This is a genomic window from Gordonibacter sp. An230, assembly GCF_002159915.1.
Taxonomy (GTDB): Bacteria; Actinomycetota; Coriobacteriia; order Coriobacteriales; family Eggerthellaceae; genus Rubneribacter.
In genome coordinates this window covers 1-26,854 of record NZ_NFJP01000015.1, presented here as the reverse complement: position 1 = coordinate 26,854, position 26,854 = coordinate 1, and the positions used below count along the sequence as shown (strand labels likewise).

The following is a 26,854-nucleotide window of genomic DNA, read 5'->3' as shown; positions in this document are numbered from 1 at the left end:
GCCGTCACAGCGGCATACCGCAGAAGCGGCACAGCATGGGACCCAGGCACCAGACGCTGCAGCAGACGAAGCTGGGATCGACGCCCACGCTGAACCCTTGCGACTGGCTTTCCTGCTGGTACGCCTGCCCCGCCTGCTGGAACTGCCGCTGCGCTCGCTGATAGTCGAGGTTGTCCGGGTCCATGCGCACCGCACGCCTGATCTGCTCGAGCGCCATGAGCGTGTTGCCCGCAGCGTCGTTGGCGAGCGCGCTGAGGTAGTACCATCGTGCCGAGCGGCCGTCGCTCGTCACCGTGTTGAGGATGTCGACCGCCTGCCGGCCGCGTCCCGCATTGATGGCGTCGATGGCGCTGCGCATTTGGGCGCTGTCGCCCGCAGCGGCTTCGGGGTGGATGGGCTCCCGCGAACCATAGCCCGCCCCGCCAAAACCGAACAGGTCGTCGAAGTCGAACCCGAAGCCGCCCGTCCAGCCGTAAGGACCCTCCGTGCCGTATCCGCCCGCTCCTTGCCCCGCGCCGCCGTAGCCAGCGCCGCCGCCTCCCGGGCCCGGACGGCCCGCCGCCGCGCCTGCGCGCCGATCGCGCGCAGCGTACTTCTCCGGGTTCACGATGCGGTCGTACGCCTCGTTGATCTTGTTCATCCGGTCCGCCGCAGCGGGATCGTTCGGGTTCAGATCCGGATGGTTCTCGCGCGCCTTTTTGCGATACGCCTTCTTCACCTCGTCGGCGGACGCATCGCGACTCACGCCCAGCACGTCGTAGGGATCCTCAACCACGGCGCTTCTCCTTGTCGTTTTCCCTCGCATTGTATTTCCGCCACACGCCCGCGTACACCACGCTGCGCAAAAGGCGCAGGTCGCGTTCGAGCGGCAACCGTTCGAACGCCTCGGCCACGCCGGCCATGAGCAGGGTCAGGTCCTCGCGCACGTCCTCCGCGTCGGCTCCGATGGCCACCAGCGGGTTGTAGCTGCCCGACACCCTGTCGTCCTCGTAGTCCATCGCCGCGTCCATCACGTACACGAATTTCCCCAACCGCGCGCCAAGTCGGCGCAGGTCGTCGGACCAAAAATCGTCCGGACGATACGCGAACAGCTCGCCCATCAGAACGCCGAAGCGGTTGGCGGCGGCGTCAGGGGCGGGAGCAGCGCCTGCGCAAGGCGCCGCGTCGCGAGCATGCGCACCGCCTTCGTCGTTCGCGGCGCCTCCCGCGCGCACGACGCGCCCTGCGCGCGAGGCGCCCTGCGCAGCCGCGGCGCCTTCCATCCGCTTCGCCTCATCCGTCGCGCCCTGCGCGCGCACGGCTACCCCGCGCGCGGCCTCCTCGATGGCAGCGATGTCGGCCACGCCCGCCTCGATGGCCCCGCACATGCGAGGGTTCCGTGCGCGAACCGCGCGGTACGGCCCGGCAAGCGCACGTGCGAATGCGCGCGCTCGCACGCTGCGGTCATCACGCCAGTCGTCCAACGCCTTGTGGTACGCCAACGCCACGGTCGCGTCGGCCGCATAGTCCACGCACTCTGTGCGCACGAACCGATGCGGCTTCATGGGGTGCGGCGCGCAGCGCCCTGCGCCCGCATGCTCGCGCGGCTCGTACAACGACCCCAGCAGCAACGACAGGAACACCAGGTCATGGGTGAGCGCACAACGGCATCGCTGCCCGCAGCGCTCGCCGATGGCGCGGCAGAGGCCGCAGTACGCCTCGCGGTAGCGTTCGCGCTCGGCCTCGCTCAAACCGTCCCAAGCAGGCGCCACGTAGCCGAACATCAGCGCGCCAGCTTTCGTGACGGCCCGCCAAGCGCCCGGACGCCCCCGACGAGGGCACCGTGCGTTGCGGAGGGTTCGACGACGAGCGCGCCGACGCGGCGGCGCCGCTCCGCTCCGCCGATGCCCGCAAGCGGCGCGCGTCCCTTCCCGAGCGCCCGCAGCCGCAAAGGGCGCCTGCCCGCTTCGCCGCAACCGCGCCCCATGCGCTCGCGAGATTCCGATCTGCAGCGCATGAGGAGAAAGCCCGCGGGCAAGGCGCGTATCCGGCCACTCGGCGAAGCTGCGGCGAGCCTCGACGCGTGCGAAGTCCTCCGCGCATCGCGCATGGCCGAGAACGACTCGCGTTTGAAAACGTCGGTGCCCACAGCGCGCCCTTACGACTTCATCGTGCTCTCGGTCTTGCATTTGGGGCACACCACGCGCAGCGTCCCTTTGCCGCGCGGCACCGACAGCACCTGCCCGCAGCCTTTGCACTTGAAATAGCGCGTGGTCTTGCGGTTCGTCCACGCCTTGCACGCAAGCGAAAGCTGCTTGCGAGGCTTTTCCACGACGCGCTCGAACGCGGCGTTTTCGCGATCACGTGCCGCAACGTTCCTCGAATACGTGCGGAACAACGAGTACGCCAGCGCAGCTAGAGCCACCCACGATAGCGCATCAAGCCCGGGAACGACCGACGCGAGTAGCAGAACGATGGCCACGACCACAAGGAAACTCGACAGAGTGTCGGCTCCGCGCCTTCCCTGCATCATGTCCGCAAGCTTCCATTGCAAACGCTCGAGAAAGCCCTTCACAAAACGCCTTCTTTCCGTCTCTTCGCCTTCTTCGCTCTCCGCTCGCCATAAAAGAGCAGCGCATGCCGCACATTGCGCGCCGAGTGGCGGTCGGGCGAGGCGCGCCTCGGCCTCAACCGTCAGGGCGAGGCGCACGCAGACGAGCACGCCGCCAATAAGCCGCGCGAGCGAACGCACGACAGCCCTCTGCTGATCCTCATCCGCATGCCCTCATCCGCATGCGCCCTTGGCAGGTTTTGCGCCCTGGCCCGGCGACGCATCCGGTTCGGAAGAACGCCGTCCGATCCGCATGCAGGAGACCGCCCGCATCGCGCGCGACGAGCAAAAGTCAAAAGCGCCCGACGTGCGGCGAAAGCGGAGGAGCGCCCATCGCGCAGCATCGCGCTGAACGCCCGCAAGCGAGCGCGGCCTCGAAGGGGCACGCCGCCGTTGCCCTCTCGGGCGTATGGTATTGAACCAAGACCGCCGCTTCGCCGCCGCAATGCGTCTGTCAACGAACCGACACGCCGCGGTCACAAAGCAACCACAGTCCGCGTGTCGAAAACGCCAAGGCCGCCCGCTCCGTGAAACACTGCCGAGGCGCTCGGCGCGCCCGTGTGCCTGCACGGCAGCAACCACGCGATCTCTCCGCGCCCGCCATCGAGGCCCCGCGCCGCAACGCCTCGGGATCGGAGACGACCGCGCTACCCGGCGCCCCTTGCCCTGTACGACCTAGTCTTCGACGCGGATGACGCTCGGCTCGTCTCGCAGCACGTCGTCGAGTTCGGCGATCTCGGCCAGCACATCGCGCACGCTCTTCTCGCGCGCCGTGTGCGTGACGTACACGATGTCCACCGAGCAGCCGTCCTTCTTGCCGCGCTGCACCACCGAGTACACGCTCACGTTGTGCTTTGCGAACACTCCCGCCATCGCGGCCAGCACGCCGGAGCGGTCGGCCACCCTGAAACGGATGTAGTACCTGGTTTTGAGCTCGTCCATCGGCACGATAGGCAGATCGTCGGTGCACGTGCAACCCACGACGGGCCCGATGCCCTGCTGCACGTGGCGCGCCACCTCCAGCACGTCGCCCATGACGGCGCTCGCAGCCGGGCCGGCTCCCGCGCCTTCGCCGAAGAACATCGTCTCGCCCACAGCGTCGCCCGTCACGTAAATGGCGTTGTACACACCGTTCACGGTGGCAAGCTGATGCGACAGCGGCAGCATGGTGGGATGCACGCGCACGTCGATGCCCTGCGGCGTGCGATGCGCGAGAGCCAGCAGCTTCACGCAATAGCCCATGTCGCGCGCAGCGTCCAGATCCATCGTCGTGACGGAGCGAATGCCCTCGGTGTGCACGTCGCCGATGGTCACGCGCGAGTTGAACGCGATGGATGCGAGAATGGCTATTTTCGCGGCGGCGTCGAATCCGTCCACGTCAGCGGAGGGATCGGCTTCGGCGAAGCCCTTCTCTTGAGCCTCGCGCAGGGCATCGTCGTAGCTCAGCCCGTCCTCCACCATGCGGGTGAGCATGTAGTTCGTCGTGCCGTTCACGATGCCCATGACCGAACTCACCTCGTTGGCGATGAGCGAGTGCTTCATCGGATCGATGATGGGGATGCCGCCGCCCACGCTGGCCTCGAACGCGATCTCCTTGCCCGCTTCCTCGGCCGCGCGCATGACCTCTTCGCCATGCGTGGCCATGAGCGCCTTGTTCGCCGTGACCACGTTCTTGCCGGCGCGCAGGGCGCCCAGCACCACGTCGCGCGCCACGGTGGTGCCGCCGATGAGCTCGATGACGATGTCGATGTCCGGGTCGTCCAAGATGTCGCGATAATCTTGCGTGAACAGATCCTCCACGCCGTGCGCGATGGCCTGTTCGGGATTGCGCGAGCACACGCACGCAAGCTCCACGTCGATGCCGTAGTGGCGCTTGAAGTCTTCGCGATGGCTCTTCAGGATGTCGATGCACCCGCCGCCCACGGTGCCCGTGCCCACGAGCCCCAGCTTAACCGTCATGTCAGTTCCCTTCCTCGCCAACAGCGTCGCGATGACGCGTTGCACTACTGTAGGGCAACATCGCCGCCGGATGCCGCATCCTGGAAAGAAAAGCGGCGAACCTCCACTGTACCGCCCGACAAAGGACGGGAAGAGAGCGCCGGAGAGGCACAAGGGAGGCGCTCATCCGGCAGCGCCCTTCGCATCCTCCACCAGCTCCATAAGATCCTGCCTTGTGTGGACGCCGAGCTTTGCATACACATTACGCGAATGGCCCCGCACGGTGTTCCAAGAGATATGGAGCTTCTCGGCGATCATGTTGGGATTGTAGCCCATCGCCAAATAACGGAACACCTCCTTTTCCCTCTTCGACAGGCCATGTTGTTCGGACAGCTTGTCGATGCTTTCTGCGAACCGCCGCTTGGCAACAGGAGCCTCGGCTTCCAAATCGACCACGGGATGCGTCACAGTGCCGAACAGATCGACGAGCGTGATCTCGGAGGCACTCGAGGGGGCGAACAGCTCATCGAGGGACTTCTCGGAGAACACGAGGAACGCGCAAGACACGATAGCTAGCGTGAGCACAATGCACACGGCAAAGCGGAACGACGGATCGCCGAAGCCGTCAGCAAGCGCGTACCCCGTGAATCCGCCGATGGCCCTGCCGAGCGTTTGTGTGCCGCACCCCAAACCGAACACGAGCACCGGAGAGAGATGCTTCTGACACACGATGAGGCTCAAAATAACCCAATGAAGCATACGAAACAGCAGCATGACCACATTCGAAAGATAGCCCCACGCAGAAGATACCTCCACCATCACCGGCGACATGGTAACCAACGCGATGGAGAACAGCATGATGGCTACGTAGGCGCGCCCAAGCGCAAAATCCTCCGCACCGAGCGAAAGCGTGCTCCAAATCAGCAAAAAAGCCAGAGCGATACGCACAAAGTTGCTCACATGCGACCCCTCGACCACCACATCATGGGGGTACAGCGACGAGGTGGCGGTGCTCACTGCTATCATCACGGAGCACAGCACGAATATGACGGCGATCAGCTTCCAGAATACCGTAGGAACGCCCCTATCGCTTTCCACGTACGGTGCGTCACCGCCTTCCAAAGGGGCCATGTTTGCGCACGCAGCTGCCGCCAGCGGCAACCCCACGTACGCGGCGGCACCGACCAGCGTGTCGCCCGTGCCGGGAACCATCCACACGCCCATCCCCACCACGAGGAAGAAGATGAGCCCCGCCATAACGTGCGACCACGCGAGCCTCGTGACGGCGGCACGGCCCGACAAACTGCCGTACAACTCGCCCGCCTTGAGAAAGATGATGGCAGTAGCGGCCCCGCAGACGCAGTGAGCAAGCGCCGCCAACGCAAATGACAACGCAGCGGGCAGCCCGAGCGGCCCGATGGCCAGCAGGACAGCGCAGCCAGCAGCAGCCACAACGCCCGCCGCGAACACCAGACGCGGTTCCAAGACGGGCCGCCCGAGCTTCCGGGCGACCAGCCCCGCCACGATGAGGGCGATACCATTGGCAAGTGCCTCAATCGAGGACTCCAATGACGCGCCCGCAGCGCTCTCGCACATCCTCGGCAGCTGCACGCTTCCGCTGCCGGGGATCTGCGACCATGCCACGATGAGGCCAAACGCCAGAAACGGCGCTATCGGCAACGCTTCCAACACCTTGGTTTCAAACGTGCTCTTCCCCATGCGATCCCCCTCGCCGAAATCCATCGGCGGCAAACAAACACCTGCGCGCCGACAAACACCGACTATACCATAGCCCCGACCCCCCCCCCGCAAGCTTCCGAGCGCGCAAGTACGCATATGCAGGTGCGCCTCAGGCAGCCCTGTCTCGATCACCGCGATCATGGAGGGCACGCGCAATGCGCAAGCACGCGTACAGCGCGAACACCGCTACGTACACCGCTATGCTCACCTGAGCGACCCGCCCTCCCTGCAGGGCAGAAGGCGTCAACATGAGCGACACGTGCACGAACGCCAAACCGAAGAACACGTACGCCCCTCTCTGCACCTTAGTCCATAACGCGGTGGGCATGCACCTCTTCACTACATGAAACGATGTCACGCCCAGCACGAGCAAAACCGCAAGCAAAACTGCGGCCACACCGAACGACACCGCCACATTACCCGCCAGCGCGCCCCCGCCGAGGATGCGCGGCACATACCCCTGTACATACACTGCCACATGCGCGAGCGATAGTATCCATGCGATGATAGAGAGCTCCGAGCGTATGGGTCGGATACAACGAGACACGAACGAATCCGTCGAGAAGCATCCGACGAACATCACGATAGTGAACAATGCGAGCGGAAGGATGCACTTCTGCTCCAAAACGAACAGCGCCGTCCACACGAGTCGCGGCATGTCGAACACCGCCGAAGCCACGCACGCAACGACCGTCGCCGCAGACAACGCGTAGAACGCAAGCGGAGCCTTGGCAATGGGCTTGCGCAGTAGCAGCACTGCAACGAAGCTGCATGCAAGCGTCACGAGAAACGCCATGTCACATCGCCTCCGCAAGTCCAGATACGCACTCGGCGGCACGTAGGCGCGCCACGTCGGCCACGTCATCGAGTAATTCGCGGTCGAACCGTAAAAACCCCTCGGTGATACCGAGGAACCCCCGATAGAACCTCGTCCGCACAAGCCGAAGAGCCACGCCCTTGAAATCGTCAAACCACGATAGGACGTGCTCGTCCACGAATCGAGCAGACGTCTCGGCCCAGTTCAAAACCTCTTCCCATGCGCCGCATCGCACGCCACCTTCCATACGGTCGGACAGCACGCCTAGATACTCGAACATAAACGACAGATGGTCGTCGGGATAGTCGTAGCCTTCGGCCCGCGCCACACCCGATTCTCTGAACAGCGCATGCACCTCATGGTACGACTCCTGGCACATAAGGCCATCCTCGGAGGTGAACACAGACTCATAAGGAACGGCGTAGCGGCCCTCCCACGTCGACGTGCCGCCGAACGACCCGGTGAAGTCGACCGCCAGCTCCTGCCGCGTGCCCGTGTTGCGTTTGCGTAGATAACGTTGCACATCGTTCGCCCCAGCAGCAAACCGTTCGTTCACTTCGGCGTAGCACGACCAGTCGAACACCGCGAACCGATCGATCTGCTCAGCCGTAAGCGGCCTGAAATACAGTGCCGCCAAAAGGTCATAGAACGACCGCCGCCCCTCCAGCGCAACCGCTATCTGCTCGTCGATACAGCCGGCCTCCCGCGTTTCCTCGCACCCGTCCGTCATCTCATCCCTCCTTCCCCGATGGCCTTCGACTCTTCAAGGAACCGAAGTCCGCCGTCCGACAATCTCCATTCCCCATCCCACACAAGCGCCCCGGCGCGCTCCAGCTTGTCCACGAACACACTCGGCTGCATGGTCTGCCGCACGCCGTCGATGGTCACCTCGAGCACGGGTCGCCCCGCCAAAAACTCCTTGACTTCTGCATACGACCGCGGAGTCTGCGCAATGAACTCGAGCACTTCGCAATAAGCGTCCTCGCGTTCCGGAACAAGTCCCAAAAGCGCACGCAGACGCGCTTCAGGAAGGTTCACCTCGACCAAGACGCGGCCCGCCTCCGTGGTCATATAGCCCACTTCGCACACGAGATCGTCCACCTCGTCCTCGGTAAGTCCTTCTTTGTCCTCGGAACGTACAATCGATCCATCTTCAGCCCTCTCCACCTCATCCAAGCCGCCCGCCTCGACAAGGAATCGCACGAGCCGGTAAGGGTTCTGCGTGCATTGGGCGAACTCGGGATACGTTTGAATTTCCTTCTCCACGTCATGCAAGACGCGTTCCTCGAAACAGTACCGGAGCACCTTGATCATGATCTCCCGATTGAGCGGATGCCGTTTGACCGTGCTCTCCAAACTCTCAAGTACGCATTCGCCGACCGCAGCTTCGACCGCCTTGCTTCGCATTGCGTCCATGTCTCCTCCTATCTGCGTCTACGTACGTGCACAGATCGCCCCCGTCCGTAGAACCCGATGCGAGTCCGCCTCTCGTCCGGCATTGTGCGGCCTCTCGGTTCCGCTGGCCAGACGCACGCTGCGTGCTTTTCGCAGCCAACCCACCTCAAACCGACACAAATTGGGTCGGTCGCCCCAACGCATTCTCTGACTTCGGTTCAGTTTGGGCGTTTCACCCTTCTGCCGCGGTTGCCATACTGCGCTTACACGTTCTATCCACGGCACCAAAAAGGAGGAGACGCTATGACGAGAGCGAATCTGTCACGCCGTACGTTCGTCCAAGGCGCGCTGCTTGCGGGCGCGGCTGCGGCCGTTGGCGCAAGCATGAGCGGCTGCATGACGGAGTCGTCGTCGAGTTCGGCGACGATTGGCGCAGGCGACCAGCGCAAGAAGGTTGAGTACGACGAGATAAAGAAAACCTGCTGTCATGGCTGCCTGGGCCACTGTCCCGTACTCGCCTACCTGAAAGACGGCGTGGTAGTCAAGCTCATGGGGGATCCCAACGGCGGAGAGTCGCGCGGTTCCATCTGCCCCAAATGCCTCAACCAGTTGCAAACCATGTACAGTCCGCGCCGCATCCTGCATCCCCTGCGCCGTGCGGGCGAGCGCGGCGAAAACAAATGGGAGATCATCTCTTGGGACGAAGCCATCGAGGAGGCAGCCACCCACATCGTCGACACCATCGACAAGTACGGCCCCTATGCGTTCTTTGGTAGTACAGGCGGTGGCGGATCGTACTCGTCCAACCAGATCAAAACCACCTGCGTGTCGCTGGGCTCCCCCAACATTTTCGAACCGGGAGCCGCCCAATGCCTGATGCCGCGCGTTTGCGCGACCGTGTTCATGGTTGGCGACAATCAGACCCAATCGGTGGCGGACAGCATGTCCACCGAGTTCTTCAAGGTCAACGACAACGCATCCGAGGTGATCGTGATCTGGGGTGCGCAGCCGTCTGTCTCGCAGACCGCGCAATCCGGTCGCGGCATGGCCGAACTGCGCGCGAACGGCGTGAAGACCGTCGTCATCGACCCGAATTTCAGCCCCGATGCCACCAAAGCCGATGTGTGGCTGCCCATCCGGCCAGGCACCGACACCGCGCTCATGCTGTGCTGGTTCCGCTACATCTTCGAGAACAAGCTCTACAACAAAGAGTTCACGAAGTACTGGACGAACCTGCCCTTCCTCATCGATCCGGACACGAAGCTGCCCGTGCTGGCCAGCGAGCTGTTCCCCGATTTCGCGCAATCCACGCCCGACGACACGCCCGCCTATGTCTGCTTCGACCTCAAGACCAACGCACTAACCCCCTTCGAGTTCTCGGCTCCCAAGGATGCCCTGGTCGATCCCGAGGTGTTCTGGGAGGGCGAAGTGAACGGCAAGACCTACCGCACCGCAGGCAAGATATACGCCGACGAGGCCGACCCCTGGACGCTCGAGCACACAGCCGATATCTGCTGGCTCGAGGCCGACAAGATCGAAGCGGCTATCCGCCTGTACACCCACGCCGATGACGACGGCACCACCGGCGGCATCTGCCACGGCGTGGCGACCGACCAACACCCGCAGTCGTCCGAAGCATCCATCGGCGCCATCGGCCTCGACATCATCATGGGCTATATCAACAAGCCCGGCGCGTCGATCACCAAGAAGGGCCCGGCGAGCATCCCGATGAAGCGCACGACGCAAAACGCCCCTCAAACGATGACCAAATACGGCTGCTGCGCCATTCCGGGGCTGTCGGATGCCGCGAACCAGGCGCGTATGGAGAAAGCCGCGCAAGAGATGCCCGAAATCCAAAAGATGGTCAACCAAATGTACAAAGACGGCCTAGGCACCACCGCCCACAAGGGCCTGCATACCTGGTTCATGGTGCACATCCCCTCAGTGCTGCAAGCCATCACCACCGGCGAGCCCTACAAACCGCGGCTGTGGTTCGACGTGTCGGGCAACAAGCTGGCCATGCTGGCCAATGCCTCGTCGTGGTACGACGCCATCTCGGAGATCGACTACTGCATCTGCCAATACCCCATGCTCACCTCGTTTCACGTGGAGGCGGCCGACCTCGTGTTCCCCACGCGCGAATGGCTTGAGGAGCCGCTCACCGACCACAAGCACCTCAACATGGTGTTTCTGCAAAACGAATGCACCCATATCGGCGAGACGGTGTCGCACTCCATTCCCACCGCACAGATCTTGGAGAGGTGCAAGGAGAAGTGGGGCGGCACGCTTCCCGGCGTCCCCAACGCGTACGTCGGCGAAGCCACCGAGGAGGCCGTCAAGGCAAGCTGCGCCAAGACCTTCGGCGCGGAAAGCTGGGACGACCTGCAGGCTAACATCGACACGTACGTTCCCAAAGTCACGCCCGAAGACAAATACTACGTGTACAACCAGCACGAGATGATCGTCGACGACGGACTGCCCGCAGGCTTCGGCACGGAATCGCGCAAGCTTGAACCCTACGCTTCGCTGTACCTCAAGCTGGCGCGAACCGGATATCCGTACACCTATCCTGAGCCGCAAGATCCCTGCGATGATTACAGCCCCATCTGCACCTACGTGGAGCCCGCCGAAAGCCCCCTTACCGATGAGGAGTTCCCGCTCGTCCTCACCTCCGGGCGCGTACCGTACTTCCACCACGGAACGATGCGCCATTCGGCATTCGCCCGCGAGCTGTTTCCCACTGCGGAGATCCGTATCAACCCAGCAACGGCCGCCGAGCACGGAATCGCGCACATGGACTGGGTGAAGGTGTCCAGCCGTCGCGGCAGCATATCGGCGCGAGCCTACCTCACCGAAGGCGTGAACCCGCGCTGCGTGTGGATGGAGCGCTTCTGGAACCCCGAGTGCTTCGACGAGTCCCAGCCAAACAAAACCGCTGGCTGGCGCGAATGCAACGTCAACGTCCTCACGAAGAGCGACGCGCCGTTCAATCCGGCTATCGGCACCTACACCAACCGCGGATTCACCGTGAAAATCGAGAAGGGCGAGAAACCCGCCAACATCTGGACCGAGGCCAGGGAGTTCCAACCGTTCATGCCCACCCTGCAATCAGAGCCCGTCACGAAGGATGTGATCTGATGAGATATGCCATCGTCGTCGACCTTGACCGCTGCACCGGATGCGACACGTGCATCACTGCATGCAAATACGAAAATAGCCTGCCGCTCGGAGTGCGCAACACCCGCGTGAACGTAGTGGGCCCCACCGGTACGTTCCCCGATATCGAACAGTACTGGCTGCCCATCGCCTGTCAACAGTGCGAGAACCCCGGCTGCATAGAGGCCTGCCCCACGGGCGCGTCGTATCGCGACGAGGAGACGGGCGTCGTGCTCATCAACGAGGAAGCATGCATCGGCTGCCGCGCCTGCATGCAGGGCTGCCCGTACGGCGTGCGCACGCTGAATCCGGATAGCGGCACGGTCACGAAATGCTCGCTGTGCTTCCAGTACCACGACGAGCCTAACTGGAAGCCCGTCTGCGTGGCCGACTGCTGCACCGGCGCGCGCTTCTTCGGCGACTTGGACGATCCCGAGTCGGATGCGGCAAAGGCCATCGCGGCAGCAGGAGACAACGTGCACTACCTCCCCGATCCGTCGAACCTCAAACCCTCCACCGCCTACATTCTGTCGCCAAAGATCGCCGCATGGCAGAACGACCCCGTGGAAGTGGCTCGGGATCTGTGAACGGGCAGCAACAAGCCTCCGTTCGAACCCGCAAGCCTATAGCCGAATGCCGCCGGGGCGAGCCCCGGTGGCCAAGAAACGAGGACCATTGACATGATTACCGAATTCCCCCTTTTCATGTTCACGACGCTTGGCGGGCTCGCCGCAGGCGCAAGCGTGGCCGCTGCGGCGTTTGGGCGCAACGGCCACGCGAAGCGCGCATGGCTGCTCCCCCTCGTATGCCTAGCGCTTTTAGGCATAGGACTGCTCGGTGTCCTCGGGCATCTGCAAAGGCCCGAGCTGTTCTGGTTGGCCCTGTCGAACCCGTCGGCCATGATCGCGCAGGAGGCGTACTGGTCGATCGCACTGTGTGTTTTCCTGGCAGCCGACATCGTCATCGCATTCGTCCGTAAAACCTCGCTGCTCGTACTGCGGGTAGGCGCGGCGCTAGCGTCGGTTGGTTTGATGTTCGTGATGGCCAACGCCTACTTCACCAGCAAGACAAACGCAGCGTGGGCCGACTTCTCCACATTCCCACTTTTCATTGTTGGAGACCTCGCCATGGGCTTCGCATTGTACGCCACCTTCCACGCCGACAAGCGGACCGAAGCCGCTTATGCTGGCGCTTCGACGGCAATCGACGCGCTGCTCGCCGTGTCGCTCGTCGCCGTCGGCGTCAACTTCGGAACCGCAGGACACGACGCCCTCGCGTTCTACGCGGGCGCTGTGCTGGCCGCCGCCGCAGCGGCGGTTGACTTCCTGGCATGGAAGGGCAAGCTCGCGCCAGCGACCGCTTCATGGGTCGTGCTCGTCCTCTCCGTAGTGGCTGTTGCCGTCGCGCGCTACGCGTTCTACGCCATCAGCATGCTGTAAACGCCTTTCATTCGAAAGCTCGACGGGCGATTGCCCCGTCGAGCTTTCGGCGAGGATGACGCATCAGTCAGAATGCACGATCAGTCGCAAGCGCGCGCCCTGATCACGCACCTTGCGGGTAAGGTTCGAGCAAGATGCGCGCAGCGCCGACGTAGGCAGCAAACAGCGGACCTACGGCGGGCAACCGTTCGTCCGCCGACATCCTCACTCGAGACACATTCTCTCCAGCCTGCCGAGCACCTCACAGCTGCAAGCCGACCGCACTCGACGATGCCGTGCCGAATCCGCAAGAAGTCGAATCGCTCGGTCAGATCTGCTTACAAAATGGGAATGGCATAGTAAAACGGTGTCGTTTTGTCTCTCTTTTCGCTTGCCGCGCCTCGAAGCTATTTGAATCGCCGCATCTTGCGCCCACCGCGCTTCGAAACCACTCGAGCTCTGGTGTCATCCGGCCAACGAGCCGTGCGCGAAAGTCTCATTCGCTTTCGCCCGGCATGATGAGCCCCGATGCCGCATCGCCCCACCACCCCGGACGCAGCAAAACCGTAGCGAAAGGCAACGCCGCAGAACGCGAAGCCCTCCAAGAGACACAGCCATTCCAACCCTGCCGCAGCCCTCACACAGCGCGCGCCGAGCCCCTACATGTCCCGCGCCAGCAGGTCCTCGTACGTTTCGCGCCGCGTGGTCACGCGCGCCTCGCCATCCTTCACGAACACGACGGCCGGGCGCGGCTGGCCGTTGTAGTTGCTCGACATGGTGTGGTTGTACGCGCCCGTGCCGAACACGGCCACGACGTCGCCCAGGTCGGGGCGCTGCATGGGCATGTCGATGACCACGGCGTCGCCGCTTTCGCAATGCTTGCCGGCGATGGTGACGATCTCGGTGCGCGGCTGACCTGCCTTGTTGGCGATGACCGGCTCGTAATCGGCATGGTAGAGCGCCGTGCGAATGTTGTCGGACATGCCGCCGTCCACGGCCACGTACTTGCGGATGTTCGGCAGCGTCTTGATGATGCCCACCGTGTACAGCGTCACGCCCGCCGTGGCCACCAGGCTGCGACCCGGCTCCACGAGCAGCCGCGGCTCGGGCATGCCGTGCTTGGCGCAGGAGGCCTTCACCGCCGCGGTGATGGTTTCGGCGAACCCGTCGATGGAGGCCGGCTTGTCGTCGGCCGTGTAGGCCACGCCCAGGCCGCCGCCCATGTCCAACTCGGAAAGCTCGATGCCGTACGCTTCGCGAATGCGCGCCATGAGGTCCACCATGACCTCGACGGCCTCCGGGTACGAGTGCAGCGCGAAGATCTGCGAGCCGATATGGCAGTGCAGGCCCGCCAGGCGCACGTTGGGCGCGGCGAGCACGTCCTTCACGCACTTGAAGGCGAAGTCCTCGCGCATGGTGAAGCCGAACTTCGAGTCCTCGCAGCCCGTGCGGATGTACTGGTGCGTGTCGGCCTCCACGCCCGGCGTGATGCGCATGTAGATGGCCTGCTCGACGCCCAGCTCGCCCGCGATCTCCGAGATGCGGCGCAGCTCGATGCGGCTGTCGATGACGATGCGGCCCACGCCGGCCTGGATAGCCTCGCGCAGCTCCTGCGGCGTCTTGTTGTTGCCGTGCATGAAGATGCGCTCGGCCGGGAAGCCCGCCGCCAGCGCGCACGCCAACTCGCCGCCGCCCGAAACGTCGAGGCACAGGCCCTCTTCGTTCACGATGCGCGCGGCCTCCTTGTTGAGGAACGCCTTGCTGGCGTAGACGACGTCGGCGTTGCTGTAGCGGCTGCGAAACGCTTTGAGGTAGGTTTCCATGCGCGTGCGCATGTCGCGCTCGTCCATGACGTAGAGCGCCGTGCCCTGCTCACGCGCCAATTCCACCATATCGACGCCGCCCACGAACAGGTGGTCGTCGCGCACTTCGGCCGTGAGGGGGAGCACCGCGCCCAGCTCCATGGTCGTGCGGTTGTCGGGTTGTTTGTTCAAATCGGCTGCAGGCAGTGCCACCGCGGTTCCTTTCCGTGCGTTTCAAGAATGCGCCTAGTCTACCATCGCCGCCAGCCGCTTTCATGTCCGACAGGTGAAATCATAGAATTCCGCAAGCAAGGCCTCTGCGGGTCGATCAGCGGCGCGCTTGGCTTTGCGACCGTCCCTGCGATCGTCCTGCAACCGTCCATGGCCGGCCTGCGGCTACCCTACGAACCGTCCCGCAGCCGCCCTGCGGTCGTCCCGCGACCGTCCCACAACCATCTTTCAAAACCATTTCGCACCTGAAGAGGAGGGAGGGGGCAACCGCCCGTCCGGATCGGCGCGTTCGATAGCGCCTGCCGCCTATGCCGAGCGGACAGCGCGTATGCGGTCGATGCGCTCGGCGATCCAGGTCTTGATGACCGCCTGGCGGTTGATGCCCAGGCGTTTGGCCTCGCGGTCCAGCTCGTCGATTATCCACTCGGGGAAGTCCACGTTCACCCGCCGCAGGTCGGTATCGAGGTTGGGACGTCGAACGGTAGAAAGGTCCAGATACTCGACGATGTCCTCCTCGCCCTCGTCAAATATGCGGTCGAATTCTTCAGCCTTGATGCTCTTCGCCATAAATCGCAACCTCCTTCTTCCGAGAGCGCCGAACCGAAATGATGCGCACCACTAAGCCGCGGTACGTGATGATGGCCGTCCAATGTTTGCCGCCGATCATGCCTATGACGGCATACCGAGCTTCGTCCTCGTACGCAACGTCCACCTCCACAAAACGCGGATCCCCCCATAGCCGCTTCGCCTGCTCGAAATCGATGCCGTGCTTGATGCGGTTGCGGGCGCTTTTTACGGGATCGTACTCAAAAAGCATAGGTACGCCTCCATGATGGTATATATCGTATACTATTTACGATCTAATCGCAACCATCAGCTTACCAGCCTCGTCTTGCGACGTCATGGCGCACATCCAGCGGAACAGCGTTTCGGTCCAACGCGGATTCGACGCGCTTCTCATGCGCCTCCTACGTGCTTCCAACACAGCCCTCGCGCACCTCCGATGCAAATCCCGTGCGCGCTCAGCGCGGATCCCGCGAAAATCCGCACCGGCCAAGAACGAATCGGCCTCGCCTAGACGGCGAAGAGCGCCCTCGATGAAAAATCTCACTTGACCATAGCCAACGCGCTCATCCGCACTGCGCAGATAGCAAAATCCGGCCCCATTCCAGCACGGAAAGCCGCAAGCCAACACGACAAGCCGAAAAGGATGGAAAACAGCGCCGGCTCTTGCCGACAAACAATCGGACAGAGCAAAAGCCGACAGGATAAAACCCGTCGGCTTTTCCATATGCGACAAAGCGATTATCGTTTATCGTCCTGCCAGGTATTCCTCCACTGCATGCTCAGCAGCCCAATATCCGGAAGCACGCGCCCACATTTGAGTGGAACCGGGCGCGCACGACACATCGTAGCAACCACCGAACAAACCACCGGCATCGGAGCCAGTCGCATAGAGGCCCGCAACAGGCTGGAAGCTTCGATTGATCACGCGGGCGTATTCGTCTACCTTCAAACCTCCTACATTGTTGTACCAGGCTAATACCGTTTTGAAGCCATAGAAAGGAGGAGTCTGCACCTTGCGCATGAACTCAGGTTTCTTCTGGAAATCCCTGTCAACACCCTCGTCGACAAAACCGTTCCACTTCCCTATCGTGTCTTTGAGCGCATGCGAATCGAGTCCAAGCTGCTCGGCCACCTCTTCTATCGTGTCGCCCTTCACCACGCGCGGATTGTCGCGCTTGAGCGCCTCCTCGATCTCGCTGCCGAATTCAGGCACCGGTTCGTTGGCGTTAAAGTAATTAGTGCGCTTCGTCACCGGACCCTGCGTCTCTATTTTCTGCACAAAATCCTGATCGATCACTACATAAATGTGCTCCTGCTGGGCGCCTATATTGCCCGAAAGGGCCCAGTCGGAAATGCAATGCTCATCGCAGAACCGTTCAGCACGCTCGTTGACGAAAATGGTATCGGCCTGGTTCACGCCGCATATTGTAAGAGCCCCTTTGTTGAAATGCCCCGGAAGAATGGGGCTGCAAAAGTTGATGGCCTCGGGATGATGAAGCGCCGCATCCACCGAAAGCCCCATGGATATGCCATCCCCACGCTGCGACCCCGATGTCCCGTAAGCAATCAAGTGGTCGTAGTTCAAATGAGTGAACCTCTCGAACATCTCCTTGTTCGCAGAGAATCCTCCCGTGGCCAAGATAACCGCCGCCGCTTTCACCTCGATCCGAGCTCCCGAGAGACGATCGCATCGCACGCCGCCCATCGATCCGTCCTCGTTCACAACAAGCTCGGTCGCACGCGCATCGAACACGAACCGAACGCCAAGTTTCTGGCAATACTCGTACATCGTGACGATAGCGGCTTTGCCCGCCGACAACTCGCGCTCTTCGTCTTCGGCATATTTCACAGCCGGAGAAGTGGCCTTCAAAGACTCCAGTCCTGAAGCCTCAGCGAACTTCACGCCTTGCGAATGGATGGTCCAATCGAAAATGTCGAGCGCCTCGTTCACCCATCTGCGCGCGATATGGGTGTTGAGCGCATTTTTGTGGTAATCGACCAACGTCGCATATGTGTCTTCGATCACGCCCTCATTCGCCGGCACCCAGCAAGCTTCGACATACTTCGAATTGCCGCCTAATCCGTTTTCGGTCAGTGCTTCCACAACCACAACGTTTGCTCCCAACTCAGCAGCACGGGAGGCCGCGCATAGCCCCGATGTCCCCGTGCCGCATACCACCACATCCCCTTCGAAGAATTCGGTGGGTTCAGACTTCGCCTCCTCGTCGGCATAAGCCGCATCACTGCATCCCGCAAGGACGGTCGACCCCAACACCCCTGCTCCCGCCACCACAGAAGCTTTGATAAAACCACGTCGAGATATCGCAGTCATGCTGCCTCCTCCTATTCGAACCCTACCCAACCTTCGGGAACCTCCATGTTGTGGCACTCCACGCAATACAAAGTGGATCGCCCATGCGCTTTATGGCAATCGCCGCAGTTCCCATCGCCACGATGATTGTCGTGCGGGTTATAGACGCCTTCGGGGTTGTAGACGGTCTTCGTGCCCTGCCAGTCGGATGTAGCCTCCACAATCTTTTCCCAATCGTCATGGCACCCGGACCTCATGCAGAATTCGCGCGTGCCCAACCCAGAATCTTCAAGAGGAATGGAGTAGTCGCCCTTGACATACGTTACAAGCTCGCTAACCTGCTCTTCGATGGTGGGTTCGTGGCAATCCAGGCAATCGTAGTTTTGCTGGGCATGGTCGACCACCATCAGATTCGCATCCCCCGACTTATAGCCTTCCACATAAGAGCCCATCACGTTGTGGCACGCCGTCCCGCAAAACGACGGCTGCTCGTGCCACACCCACATTCCTGCTCCAAGCGCAACAACTGCCACAACTACCGCTGCAGCCGCAACCAATTTGCGCCTCCTTCCTTTCGCCCTCGTTTTCAATCGCAGCCTTTCTTCACCGCCTTCGCCCATCTCATGCCCTTCGACGTCTTGGTGGATAGCATTGTTTTCCATGCAAAACCTCCTGTTCCCATCTCCGGCTTCTTCGTATAAACCGCGCTTTGATGATGAAAGGTCCATCCCGCGAGCGCGCCTCATGAAACTCGACGTTTTGCAAGATGGACACCCACAAAACAGGGTGTTTTGAGCTTGGACACGACGATGCGACGCCCCCGCTCAATCCCGAGCCTGCACGTAGAGGTATAATCGAATGGCGAGGAAAAGGCAGGGGGGGGGGTAATGAGGCAACGTAGCGCTGGATTCGTCGTTTTGACGACGCTCGGATTGGCTTGCTACTGGCCGTTCTTTCGCCGCTTTGAATTCTCCCTCTTCTTCATGGCGAGGCCGAACGCCGATCAAGACATGCTTCTGTCCTACGCTTTGGTTATGGGCTTATGCGCCACGTTCGCCATCGCAGCGATCGCGGCGCATAAGCCCATCGAACGCTTCATCGCCTCCAATCGTCCTCTCGCAGGCCTCGCTTCGTGCGCAAGCGCAGCAGGCTACCTTCTGCTGCTTCTTGTCCCCTCCTTGCCCGCAACCGTCATCGCCTCGACGCTGCTTGGTCTTGGGTCCGTTGCGCTCACTTGCATCTGGGCGGTTCTCATCACCAGCCAGCATGGCAATAGGCCCCTCATCTGCATTGCGATATCGCTCCCCATAAGTTCGCTGCTCTCGCTAGCCATTTTGCTGCCAGAGCCCACCTCTTTGGTGCTTGCTGTCGCCTCGCCCCTCATCTCAGTGGCAGCATGGCTTTCGCTGCCGTTGGACCCTCCGATAGAGTTCCGTCGAGACGCCCTCTTTTCGCTGCGCAAGCAGCTGCCTTTGTCGGCCATCGGCATATTCGGCCTGTTTATTATTGTGGGCCATCTCATCGTAGGAGCCTTGTACCAGACAGATGGGTTCATCCCTGTTTCCGAACGGCTTATCACCACGGTTCTTTCGTCCGCAACATTGCTTTTCGTGGCCGTCTTGCTGGCGAAATCGTCTGCAGCCGACAAGCTGCTCGAGAAAGAGTGGGTGATGCTCGCAACGTTTTACCTCGCGGCCGCATTTCTCGTACTGTGTATCGGACCCGATTCGTACCACCTGGGAACCGGCATCATCGCAGCCGAGCTGAGCTGTTTCGAAACCTTCTTCTGGATCCTTCTTGCGTTCAGCGTTCGCCAAACACGCCTGTCGCCAGTGTTCGCATTCTGCGGAGGATTTCTTTTGCTCAAGACGATTCCCGTAGGGGTGGCCAAACTTCTGCTTCCCTCGCTTTTCGAATGGCTCGATCTCCGCCTAATCGACTACACGGCAGCATTCGTAGCTGTTATGACGTTTATGCTGGTTGTACTCACGGTCGTACTTTTGAATACGCATGCGTTCGTGCTTCCAAGCGCCGCAGAAACGCCGAACGATTCCACCAAGAGCCCCCTCCTTTCCAAGATAGACGCATGCGCCCAAATCGCTGCAGAAGCGAACCTCACCCCGCGCGAGAAGGAGGTCATGAGCATGATCGCGCAGGGACACAGTCTGAAAAAGATAGGCGAAACGCTGTTCATCTCCATTGGCACAGTGCAGGGGCACGCAAAGCATATCTACCGGAAGCTCGGCGTGCATTCCAAGCAAGAGCTTATCGACCTGGTGAACGAGCGCGATTGATTTTCGAAGACAAGCGAACTTCGACCCCATGCGAATCCAACGCGTCTTCCACATGTCTCAAATACAGACCCGAGCATCCTCAAAAAGAGCGCGGAGCACCCACGGCGCGCCCTCCGTCCTGACAGAACAAGTTGCACAACGTCCCTCCGCCAAACAACGAGTGAACAAAACGCTGCGAAAACGCAAGGGCCAGCAGCGCGACGGCAATGCCCCCTACGCCCCTTGAAAGGATGGCGATTCTCGGCAAACGCGCAGATCGCCTGCCCCCTCATCGTCACGTCTCCTTCCACTGTGCCAAAATGAGGCCATTTTTGCTGCTACGCACCCATGATAGCCTCGGATCCAACGGAGAAAGTCATGCGCGCAACATGAAGCGCGAAATCATTCCCGGCCTGTATGCAGCCGGAAACGCGCAGGGAGGCCGCTTCCCTGTGCAGTGTCCAGTCGCGTTGAAGGGCGCGAGTCGTTCGATGGCGCTATTCTACGGATACGTTGCCGCCAAGAACGCCGCGAACGGCATCTAGCCCCCGAGATCCAGCCGGACGATCTACGAAGGCGGCTTCCACGACGTAGCCCGCCACTCCGCGAGTTCGTGGTACGACGGGCTTTTTCAAATCCGCGCGCTTGGTGCCTTCCTTCGCTTTTCCAAAGCTAAAACCGCTACAATGGTCGCCATCGAATACGGAACCCCGTCGCGCACGCGCAGACGGGCGCGACATCGAGGAGGGCCCATGGCCAAGCAGGAACCGTCCATCGATCAGTGGCTCGCCGAGGCGAAGCAGGATCCGAAGGCCGCGCAGTGCGGCATGTTCCTCACGCACAACGGCGTGGTGCGCGTAACCCCGAAAAAGCAGGTGCGCGAAGGCGTCGAAGGGCTGGGCGACGTCGTCCGCGTAGAGTTCTCCTACGACGCCGCCGGCGTCGACGCGGCCGTCGCCGAAGCGCTCACCTGGCCTGGCGTGCACTACGTTCGCGTGTGGCTCAACGAAGGCGCACTCGAGGTGGGCGAATCCATCATGTACGTGCTCATCGGCGCCGACATCAGGCCGAACTGCATCGACGCGCTGCAAAAACTCGTCGGCACGATCAAAAACGACCTCGTGGTGGAGAAAGAGATCTACGCGTAGAGGCACCTGCTCGCAGGAGCTGAAAGAACAGCCCCTTCCCCATCCGCAGGATGGCTGCATGCCCCCGCGGCTTGCGCATGGCGGATGCCGCGCGTTCGAGGAGGCGCCCGAAGCGTCGCGCACCTCGGCGGACTCGGTTGCACAGGCGGGGCTCCTCGGCCGTCCGGTGCGCGTTCGCCCTCGCGCCCGCAGCTGCGGGCGCGATTCAACGCCGCGCTTTGTCGCGAACATGCCGAACGGACAAGCGGCGGGCCCCAAGACGCCCTCGCGGCCCTCACGCAAAAGCACGCGGGCCGCAGCGTAAGCCGCGGCCCGCAGGAGAAAACAACTCGAACGTCTACGCCAGAGCGTCGGCCACCACTTCGCCAACGTTCCTGCCGAACACGATGATGTCGCACACCGCGTTGCCGCCGATGCGGTTATCACCGTGGATGCCGCCCGTCACCTCGCCGGCCGCGTACAGGCCGGGGATCGGGTTGCCGGACGCGTCGAGCGCCTCGTTCTTCTCGTTGATCTTCACGCCGCCCATCTCGTGATGGATGCCCGGAGCCACCTTGATGGCGTACATGTTGCCGTCGGCGAAGGCGATGCAGCCCTCGGTGCGACCGAACTCGTCGGCTGCACCGTCGGTGGTGATGGCGTTGTACGCGTCGATGGTGGCTTGGAGCGCAGCCGGATCCACCTCGATAGCCTCGGCCAGCTCGGCCACGTTGCCGCCCTTCTGCACAAGGCCGGACTTCTCGTACTTCGCGATGGCGGTGTTCGCGTCGTACACCTGCTGGTCGAACACGCACCAGGCGAAACCACCCGGCTGCTCAAGTTCCGCCGCCGACACCTTGTCGCGCGTGGACATCTCGTCGAAGAAGCGGTTGCCCTCGCTGTTCACGAGGATCGCGCCGCCGCCGCGCACGCCTTCGGCGATGAGCGTGGACGTCTCCTGCTCGACGGTCGGATGGATCTGGATCTGCTCCATCTGCACGAGCTCGGCGCCAGCCTGCTCGGCCATCGTGTAGCCGTCGCCGGTCGCACCGGGCTGGTTCGTGGTGACATAGCCTTCGAGGTCGGGGCGATACTTCGTCACCATCTCGGCATTCGCGCCGAGGCCGCCCGTGGCAAGAATGACTGCCTTCGCGCCGATCACCGTCTCCTTGCCGTCGAGATCAACTTTGACGCCCGTCACTGCGTCGCCGTCCTTCACCAGCTCCTTGGCCTCGCAACTCATCTTGGTGGGGATTCCGCGCTCTTCCACCGCGGCCAAAAGCCCGGGGATGAGGGTCAACCCCACCGCCGAGCCGTCCGTCGGACGATGGCAGCGCTTGACCGACATGCCGCCGGTCAGCGTGATGTTGTCCAGCTTCACGCCCAAGCCGTCGAGCCAATCGATGGCGCCGGCCGAATTGTCGCACATGAACTGGACGAGCTCGGGATCGCCCGTGTTGTGGCCGCCGTCGAGCGTTTCCTGGGCAAACAGGTCGTTGCTGTCCTCGATGCCCTGCTCCTTCTGGAACTTCGTCTCGGAGGCGTTCATGCCGCTCGACGAGAAGTTCGTGTTGCCGCCGTTCACGGCCATCTTCTCAAGGATCACGATGTTCGTGAGGCCCTTGTCGTACGCGGCGATGGCCGCCGAGAGGCCCGCGCCGCCCGTGCCGACGATCACCGCGTCGTACGACTCTCCTGCGCCCTCGTCCGCACCGTCGGCCGCCTTGTCGCCCGACGGCGCGCAGCCCGTCAAGCCGAAGCTGCCCAGCACGCCGAGGGCGCCCATCGCACCCACGCCTGCAACGAAGCTGCGACGCGTCAAACGATAGGAGCGCTTTTGCCCGCTTGCCCCGTTTTCCCGATATTCGCTCATAATGCATTCCTCCCTCTCTATCGCGGCACGTCGCCTGGCGCCTTTTCCGAAAACGCCGACCGAAAGACCGTGCCGAAGCAGTGTCCACCATACCCAAACGCCTTTCGAAGCAAACACCCATAGTGGGTGTTATTGATAAAATGGCTTATACTAAAGTCGAAGAGCGCACCTGTTGGAAAAGCGAGGAGCACGCGTGAAGAAAAAGACTCCGAAAGAGGAGGGGGGGGGGGCAGGATGGCGTCCGTCTTCTCGAAGCCCGGCGCCATTCCCGGCATCGGGCTCTTCCTTCTGTTCGCGGGCATTTGGACAAGCGATAGCGCGCTCATCGGCCTCGCGCACCCCCCGGGCGGCTACCTTCCCGTCCGCGTGTTCTCGCTCGCAGCCTATGCTGCCCTGTTCGTCGCACTGAGGGTCGAGGAGCGGCGCGAGCTTCGAGGCAACCGCCGTGGCGCAATGCGGTTCGAGCGGTGGATCGCCTTGGGATGCGGGCTCTTCGCCCTCGGGACGGCGGGCGTGCTCGCGCTTCGCGGGCAGAACGCCGATGCCACCGTCCTCGCTCCCCTCGCGCTTACGAAATGCATCGGACCCCTTCTGAGCATACCCCTTCTCGCATCGTTTTCGACCTTGGCGCGCCGCACGGCAACGACCGTCTCCACGATCTCGCTCGCATGCGCGTTCGCCGTCGAGCCGACGGCGCAAACCTTGGTCGCCGCAGTTGGATGGGGCCCGGAAGCGCTCCTGGCGATGGGCGCAGCCCTGCTCGGCGGGGCAGGATGGGCGTGCTCGCGCGCAACGACGGGGCTCGCTGCCGCGCGATGCCCCTTTCGCGAAGCGCCGACCCGCCCCGCCTCCCCTGAAAACCGCACCGCCATCGCGGCCGAGAACGGGCCGACGACGCGAGAGCGCGACGAGAGCGTCTCGGCAACCAGCAGATCTCGGAAACCCCCTTCCGAAGGTCTCCTCACCAAAAGCACGCTGATCGGCATCGCAGGAACGGTCATGCTGCTGGGGTTCATGCGCACGGAAGGCTTCCCCGGGGCGGACATGGGGGTGGCGCCGGCCCTCGTCGTGCTGGTCGCCGGCCTCTTCGCAACGGGACGGTTCGCCGCGCTCGAGATCCACGAGCTGTTCCGCGCAGCCGTCGTGTGCGCCGCGGCAGGCTTCTTGCTCGACCCCGTCCTCTCCCCCATCGCGCCCGATGCGGAGCAGCTGCTCGCCGGAGTAGGCACAACTCTGTTCGAAATCGTCGTGTGGACGACCTCGGCGACCATCGTCGGCTCGTGCGGCAACCGGCTGCGCGCCGCAGCGGCGACGCGCCTGGCGGCCGTTTCAGGGCATTTGCTGGGCTCGGTCGTCGCAACGGCGGCAACGGCCGTCGGCGACGCGATACCCCAAGCCGAGGAGGCGGCATCGCTCGCCCTCGTGTTCGCGTACGTGGTGGGATTGCTGTATCTCTCGGGCGACGAAACGCTGCGAAGCGTCTTGTCGACGCGAAATGCCGTTCGCAGAAGCGCAGGCCACAACAAAAGAGCCGATCGGAAAGTCGCTTTGGGCGGCACTTCGGAACCTGCGCACACGCCCGCCCCCGCCGATCCCGCACCCGACCGCGACCTCGCGCCCGGAAGCGCAGCGCCCGCCGACCTCGCGCCCGCCGACCTCCTCTACTGGAAACACCCCTGCGCACTTGTCGCCGAAGACTGCGAGCTCACGCCGCGCGAGACGGAGGTGCTCGAGCAGCTTGCGCAAGGACGTGACCTCGCTTTCATGGAGGAGCATTTCACGATCTCGCGCAATACCATTAAAATGCACACGAAGCGCGTGTACGCCAAGCTGGGCGTGCACAGCAAACAAGAGCTGATCGACCTCGTGGACTCCGTGCGCGAACGCGAGCGCGCATAGAAGGGCCCGGGCGTCCGGGTGTCGCCGAGCCATCGGACACGCGAAACGAACGCGATCACCTGCGATTCTCTTGAGCATCCCGCATCAGCTAACGATGGCGCGCACAATGCACCATGCTGCCTCCCGCATGGCAGATCGGACGAACCGGTTCGGAAACATGAGGAAACCCTGTGGCGACCTCTCATGAACGACCTCCTTTCCACCAACCCGCACGCGAGCGCGGGCCGGGGCGCCGGGGCGAGCATCGGGCACGGCGCTCACCCCCTCTCCCCAGGGCCGTCCTCGCAACACTCCCGCTCCTCGTCCCACGCGTCGAACTCCTTGAAGTACTCGTCCTCGTTGGCGAGCTCGTAGTAGGGGCCGGGCGGGTCGACGTACGGGGTGGGCACGACCGGGGTGAGGCCGACGTTCGGGAGCCACCGGAAACCGTAGCGCAGCTCCTGGTGGATGGCGGGATCGGAGTCCGACACGAGGCGGTAGACGGTCGAGCCGTCGGGCTCGGTCCTCTCGGATTCGAGGGAGTAGGCGTAGCGGTCCCCGGCTTTCTCGTTCGCATCCGCGATGGCCGCCTCCGCCGAGGGGCCCTCGGCGTACTGGGCGGCGAGCGGGGCGAGGTAGGCCGCGGGGGCGCCGAGGGCCACTGCGGCGCAGAGCGCGGCGGCGATCTTGCGGCGGCGCATGCGGGCGCGGGCAGGGGCGCCGGGGCGGGCATCGGGCACGGCGCTCACCCCCGCCCCTCGGAATCGGAGGCCCCTCCTCGGGCGCCGGGCTGGTGGGGGAGCTCGTGCACCTGGCTCCACTCCGCGAGCTCGCCGCGCCACTCCTCGCCTTTCACCATCTCGTAGTAGGGGCCGGGGTTCTCCAGCGGGGGGGGGACGAAGGGCAGCTTCATGCCGCCCTGGGGGATGTCCTCCCAGGGGAGCCACCGGAAGCCGTAGCGCAGCTCCAGGTGCAGGGCGGGGTCGGAGTCCGAGACGAGGCGGTAGACCGTGCGGCCCTCGGCGTCCGAGTACTCGCGCTCGAGGGAGTAAGTGAAATCGCCATGGGCCCCCCTGTCCGCCTGCGCGATGGCCGCCTCGGCCGAGGGGCCCATGGCGCGCTGGAGCGCGAGCGGGGCGAAGTACAGGACGGCCGGGGCTGGAAGGGCGAGCGGGGCGGCCAGCGCGCAGACCAGGGAGATCGCGAGCGCGCGGCGGCGCATGCGGGCGCGGGCAGGGGCGCCGGGGCGGGCATCGGGCACGGCGCTCACCCCCTCTCCTCGGAAGAGGCCCCCTCGGCGGCCTCCCACTTGCGGGAGAACACGTTCTCGCTGCGCCATTCGTTGTACTCCTTGAGGAACTCGCTCTCGTTCACCAGCTCGTAGTAGGGGCCGGGGTTCTCCAGCGGGGGGACGAAGGGCAGCATCATGCCGCCCTGGGGGATGTCCTCCCAGGGGAGCCACCGGAAGCCGTAGCGCGCCTCGTAGTGCACGGTCGGCTCGGTCGTCGAGGCGAGGCGGTAGACCACCGAGCCGTCGGGCTCGGTCCTCTCGGACTCCAGGACGTAGCTCAGATCCCCGCCGTTGGTCCAGTTCGCGTACTCGATGGCCGCCTCGGCCGAGGGGCCCATGGCGCGCTGGACGGCGAGCGGGAGGAGCCAGCCGGGCGGGCAGAGGGGGAGCGCGAGGACGGCGGCGGCCGCGAGGGCGGCGCGGCGGCGGGGGCTGGCCGCCCTCGCG

General features: G+C 63.2%; 24 protein-coding genes. 7 read left to right on the top strand and 17 right to left on the bottom strand.

Annotated elements, in window-relative coordinates; all coding sequences use genetic code 11:
• Positions 1-4: 4 nt before the first annotated feature.
• The 8 genes from B5F40_RS09180 to B5F40_RS09135 all read right to left on the bottom strand — a co-directional run bounded on the left by B5F40_RS09180 (position 5) and on the right by B5F40_RS09135 (position 8,501).
• Positions 5-775, bottom strand: coding sequence for a J domain-containing protein (locus B5F40_RS09180; protein ID WP_087194035.1), 771 nt, complete (start codon positions 773-775; stop codon positions 5-7).
• A complete protein-coding gene (locus B5F40_RS16670; protein ID WP_239442979.1) occupies positions 768-1,763 on the bottom strand; it encodes a DUF5685 family protein in 996 nt (331 codons plus the stop codon). The genes B5F40_RS09180 and B5F40_RS16670 overlap by 8 nt, the downstream gene beginning before the upstream one ends.
• A gap of 374 nt (positions 1,764-2,137) precedes the next feature.
• Positions 2,138-2,554: a hypothetical protein gene (locus tag B5F40_RS09160; protein WP_087194082.1), complete on the bottom strand. Its 417-nt coding sequence runs from the start codon at positions 2,552-2,554 to the stop codon at positions 2,138-2,140.
• 711 nt (positions 2,555-3,265) lie between these two features.
• Positions 3,266-4,549, bottom strand: coding sequence for a homoserine dehydrogenase (locus B5F40_RS09155; protein WP_087194033.1), 1,284 nt, complete (start codon positions 4,547-4,549; stop codon positions 3,266-3,268).
• A 162-nt stretch (positions 4,550-4,711) separates the two neighbouring features.
• A complete protein-coding gene (locus tag B5F40_RS09150; RefSeq protein ID WP_162610945.1) occupies positions 4,712-6,247 on the bottom strand; it encodes a helix-turn-helix transcriptional regulator in 1,536 nt (511 codons plus the stop codon).
• A 130-nt stretch (positions 6,248-6,377) separates the two neighbouring features.
• Complete coding sequence (locus B5F40_RS09145) at positions 6,378-7,064, bottom strand: hypothetical protein (RefSeq protein WP_087194031.1); 687 nt, start codon at positions 7,062-7,064, stop codon at positions 6,378-6,380.
• A 1-nt stretch (position 7,065) separates the two neighbouring features.
• Positions 7,066-7,815 carry a TorD/DmsD family molecular chaperone gene (locus B5F40_RS09140; protein ID WP_087194030.1) on the bottom strand — a complete coding sequence of 250 codons (750 nt, stop codon included), beginning with the start codon at positions 7,813-7,815 and terminating at the stop codon, positions 7,066-7,068.
• Positions 7,812-8,501 carry a hypothetical protein gene (locus tag B5F40_RS09135; RefSeq protein ID WP_087194029.1) on the bottom strand — a complete coding sequence of 230 codons (690 nt, stop codon included), beginning with the start codon at positions 8,499-8,501 and terminating at the stop codon, positions 7,812-7,814. Before B5F40_RS09135 ends, B5F40_RS09140 begins: the two co-directional genes overlap by 4 nt.
• Positions 8,502-8,783: 282 nt before the next feature.
• Between B5F40_RS09135 and B5F40_RS09130 the strand changes: the two genes are divergently transcribed.
• From B5F40_RS09130 to B5F40_RS09120, 3 genes are all read left to right on the top strand, one after another.
• Positions 8,784-11,618, top strand: a complete 2,835-nt coding sequence (locus B5F40_RS09130; RefSeq protein WP_087194028.1) for a molybdopterin-containing oxidoreductase family protein — start codon at positions 8,784-8,786, stop codon at positions 11,616-11,618.
• Positions 11,618-12,223 (top strand): 4Fe-4S dicluster domain-containing protein, encoded by a 606-nt coding sequence (locus B5F40_RS09125; protein WP_087194027.1) that lies wholly within the window; start codon positions 11,618-11,620, stop codon positions 12,221-12,223. The genes B5F40_RS09130 and B5F40_RS09125 overlap by 1 nt, the downstream gene beginning before the upstream one ends.
• 93 nt (positions 12,224-12,316) lie before the next feature.
• The gene (locus tag B5F40_RS09120) at positions 12,317-13,075 is read left to right on the top strand and encodes a hypothetical protein (protein ID WP_239442978.1); all 759 of its coding nucleotides are present in this window, start codon (positions 12,317-12,319) and stop codon (positions 13,073-13,075) included.
• Between the two features lie 638 nt (positions 13,076-13,713).
• Here B5F40_RS09120 and lysA read toward each other — a convergent pair.
• The 5 genes from lysA to B5F40_RS09090 all read right to left on the bottom strand — a co-directional run bounded on the left by lysA (position 13,714) and on the right by B5F40_RS09090 (position 18,522).
• Entirely contained in the window at positions 13,714-15,069 is a 1,356-nt protein-coding gene (gene lysA, locus B5F40_RS09115; protein ID WP_087194025.1) for a diaminopimelate decarboxylase, read from the bottom strand.
• A gap of 324 nt (positions 15,070-15,393) precedes the next feature.
• On the bottom strand, positions 15,394-15,654 hold the full coding sequence (gene brnA, locus B5F40_RS09110) for a type II toxin-antitoxin system BrnA family antitoxin (protein WP_204217369.1): 261 nt from the start codon (positions 15,652-15,654) through the stop codon (positions 15,394-15,396).
• Complete coding sequence (locus B5F40_RS09105) at positions 15,632-15,904, bottom strand: BrnT family toxin (protein WP_087194024.1); 273 nt, start codon at positions 15,902-15,904, stop codon at positions 15,632-15,634. Before B5F40_RS09105 ends, brnA begins: the two co-directional genes overlap by 23 nt.
• A gap of 495 nt (positions 15,905-16,399) precedes the next feature.
• Positions 16,400-17,986 (bottom strand): FAD-dependent oxidoreductase, encoded by a 1,587-nt coding sequence (locus B5F40_RS09095; protein ID WP_087194022.1) that lies wholly within the window; start codon positions 17,984-17,986, stop codon positions 16,400-16,402.
• Positions 17,987-17,997: 11 nt separating this feature from the next.
• Positions 17,998-18,522, bottom strand: coding sequence for a cytochrome c3 family protein (locus B5F40_RS09090; RefSeq protein WP_162610944.1), 525 nt, complete (start codon positions 18,520-18,522; stop codon positions 17,998-18,000).
• Between the two features lie 330 nt (positions 18,523-18,852).
• Here B5F40_RS09090 and B5F40_RS09085 point away from each other — a divergent pair, with 330 nt between their 5' ends.
• The 3 genes from B5F40_RS09085 to B5F40_RS09080 all read left to right on the top strand — a co-directional run bounded on the left by B5F40_RS09085 (position 18,853) and on the right by B5F40_RS09080 (position 21,386).
• Entirely contained in the window at positions 18,853-20,259 is a 1,407-nt protein-coding gene (locus B5F40_RS09085; RefSeq protein WP_087194020.1) for a response regulator transcription factor, read from the top strand.
• A gap of 368 nt (positions 20,260-20,627) precedes the next feature.
• Complete coding sequence (locus B5F40_RS16265; protein WP_162610943.1) at positions 20,628-20,783, top strand: hypothetical protein; 156 nt, start codon at positions 20,628-20,630, stop codon at positions 20,781-20,783.
• A gap of 207 nt (positions 20,784-20,990) precedes the next feature.
• Entirely contained in the window at positions 20,991-21,386 is a 396-nt protein-coding gene (locus B5F40_RS09080) for a molybdenum cofactor biosynthesis protein MoaE (RefSeq protein WP_087194019.1), read from the top strand.
• Positions 21,387-21,723: 337 nt separating this feature from the next.
• On the opposite strand, the gene B5F40_RS09070 is transcribed toward B5F40_RS09080, so the two are convergent.
• Positions 21,724-23,238 (bottom strand): flavocytochrome c, encoded by a 1,515-nt coding sequence (locus tag B5F40_RS09070; protein WP_239442977.1) that lies wholly within the window; start codon positions 23,236-23,238, stop codon positions 21,724-21,726.
• A gap of 234 nt (positions 23,239-23,472) precedes the next feature.
• On the opposite strand from B5F40_RS09070, the gene B5F40_RS09065 reads away from it, so the two are divergent.
• Positions 23,473-25,137 carry a helix-turn-helix transcriptional regulator gene (locus B5F40_RS09065; protein ID WP_087194017.1) on the top strand — a complete coding sequence of 555 codons (1,665 nt, stop codon included), beginning with the start codon at positions 23,473-23,475 and terminating at the stop codon, positions 25,135-25,137.
• A 257-nt stretch (positions 25,138-25,394) separates the two neighbouring features.
• On the opposite strand, the gene B5F40_RS09060 is transcribed toward B5F40_RS09065, so the two are convergent.
• The 3 genes from B5F40_RS09060 to B5F40_RS16260 form a co-directional block, all read right to left on the bottom strand.
• Entirely contained in the window at positions 25,395-25,865 is a 471-nt protein-coding gene (locus tag B5F40_RS09060) for a hypothetical protein (RefSeq protein ID WP_087194016.1), read from the bottom strand.
• Complete coding sequence (locus tag B5F40_RS09055) at positions 25,862-26,455, bottom strand: hypothetical protein (RefSeq protein WP_140396467.1); 594 nt, start codon at positions 26,453-26,455, stop codon at positions 25,862-25,864. Before B5F40_RS09055 ends, B5F40_RS09060 begins: the two co-directional genes overlap by 4 nt.
• Positions 26,383-26,854, bottom strand: a 472-nt coding sequence (locus tag B5F40_RS16260; RefSeq protein ID WP_162610942.1) for a hypothetical protein, incomplete at its 5' end; no start/stop codon positions are given. The genes B5F40_RS09055 and B5F40_RS16260, both read right to left, overlap by 73 nt.

Excerpts from the sequence above, each read along its gene's own strand:
- B5F40_RS09155 (WP_087194033.1), bottom strand. The coding sequence starts at position 4,549 with ATGACGGTTAAGCTGGGGCTCGTGGGCACGGGCACCGTGGGCGGCGGG.
- B5F40_RS09095 (WP_087194022.1), bottom strand. The coding sequence starts at position 17,986 with ATGACTGCGATATCTCGACGTGGTTTTATCAAAGCTTCTGTGGTGGCG.
- B5F40_RS09085 (WP_087194020.1), top strand. The coding sequence starts at position 18,853 with ATGAGGCAACGTAGCGCTGGATTCGTCGTTTTGACGACGCTCGGATTG.
- B5F40_RS09145 (WP_087194031.1), bottom strand. The coding sequence starts at position 7,064 with ATGGCGTTTCTCGTGACGCTTGCATGCAGCTTCGTTGCAGTGCTGCTA.
- B5F40_RS16670 (WP_239442979.1), bottom strand. The coding sequence starts at position 1,763 with ATGTTCGGCTACGTGGCGCCTGCTTGGGACGGTTTGAGCGAGGCCGAG.
- B5F40_RS09120 (WP_239442978.1), top strand. The coding sequence starts at position 12,317 with ATGATTACCGAATTCCCCCTTTTCATGTTCACGACGCTTGGCGGGCTC.
- B5F40_RS09105 (WP_087194024.1), bottom strand. The coding sequence starts at position 15,904 with ATGCTTTTTGAGTACGATCCCGTAAAAAGCGCCCGCAACCGCATCAAG.
- B5F40_RS09130 (WP_087194028.1), top strand. The coding sequence starts at position 8,784 with ATGACGAGAGCGAATCTGTCACGCCGTACGTTCGTCCAAGGCGCGCTG.
- B5F40_RS09070 (WP_239442977.1), bottom strand. The coding sequence starts at position 23,238 with ATGAGCGAATATCGGGAAAACGGGGCAAGCGGGCAAAAGCGCTCCTAT.
- B5F40_RS09055 (WP_140396467.1), bottom strand. The coding sequence starts at position 26,455 with ATGGCGCAGCGAGAACGTGTTCTCCCGCAAGTGGGAGGCCGCCGAGGG.
- brnA (WP_204217369.1), bottom strand. The coding sequence starts at position 15,654 with ATGGCGAAGAGCATCAAGGCTGAAGAATTCGACCGCATATTTGACGAG.
- B5F40_RS09065 (WP_087194017.1), top strand. The coding sequence starts at position 23,473 with ATGGCGTCCGTCTTCTCGAAGCCCGGCGCCATTCCCGGCATCGGGCTC.
- B5F40_RS09125 (WP_087194027.1), top strand. The coding sequence starts at position 11,618 with ATGAGATATGCCATCGTCGTCGACCTTGACCGCTGCACCGGATGCGAC.
- B5F40_RS09080 (WP_087194019.1), top strand. The coding sequence starts at position 20,991 with ATGGCCAAGCAGGAACCGTCCATCGATCAGTGGCTCGCCGAGGCGAAG.
- B5F40_RS09135 (WP_087194029.1), bottom strand. The coding sequence starts at position 8,501 with ATGGACGCAATGCGAAGCAAGGCGGTCGAAGCTGCGGTCGGCGAATGC.
- B5F40_RS09140 (WP_087194030.1), bottom strand. The coding sequence starts at position 7,815 with ATGACGGACGGGTGCGAGGAAACGCGGGAGGCCGGCTGTATCGACGAG.
- B5F40_RS16265 (WP_162610943.1), top strand. The coding sequence starts at position 20,628 with ATGAAGCGCGAAATCATTCCCGGCCTGTATGCAGCCGGAAACGCGCAG.
- B5F40_RS09150 (WP_162610945.1), bottom strand. The coding sequence starts at position 6,247 with ATGGGGAAGAGCACGTTTGAAACCAAGGTGTTGGAAGCGTTGCCGATA.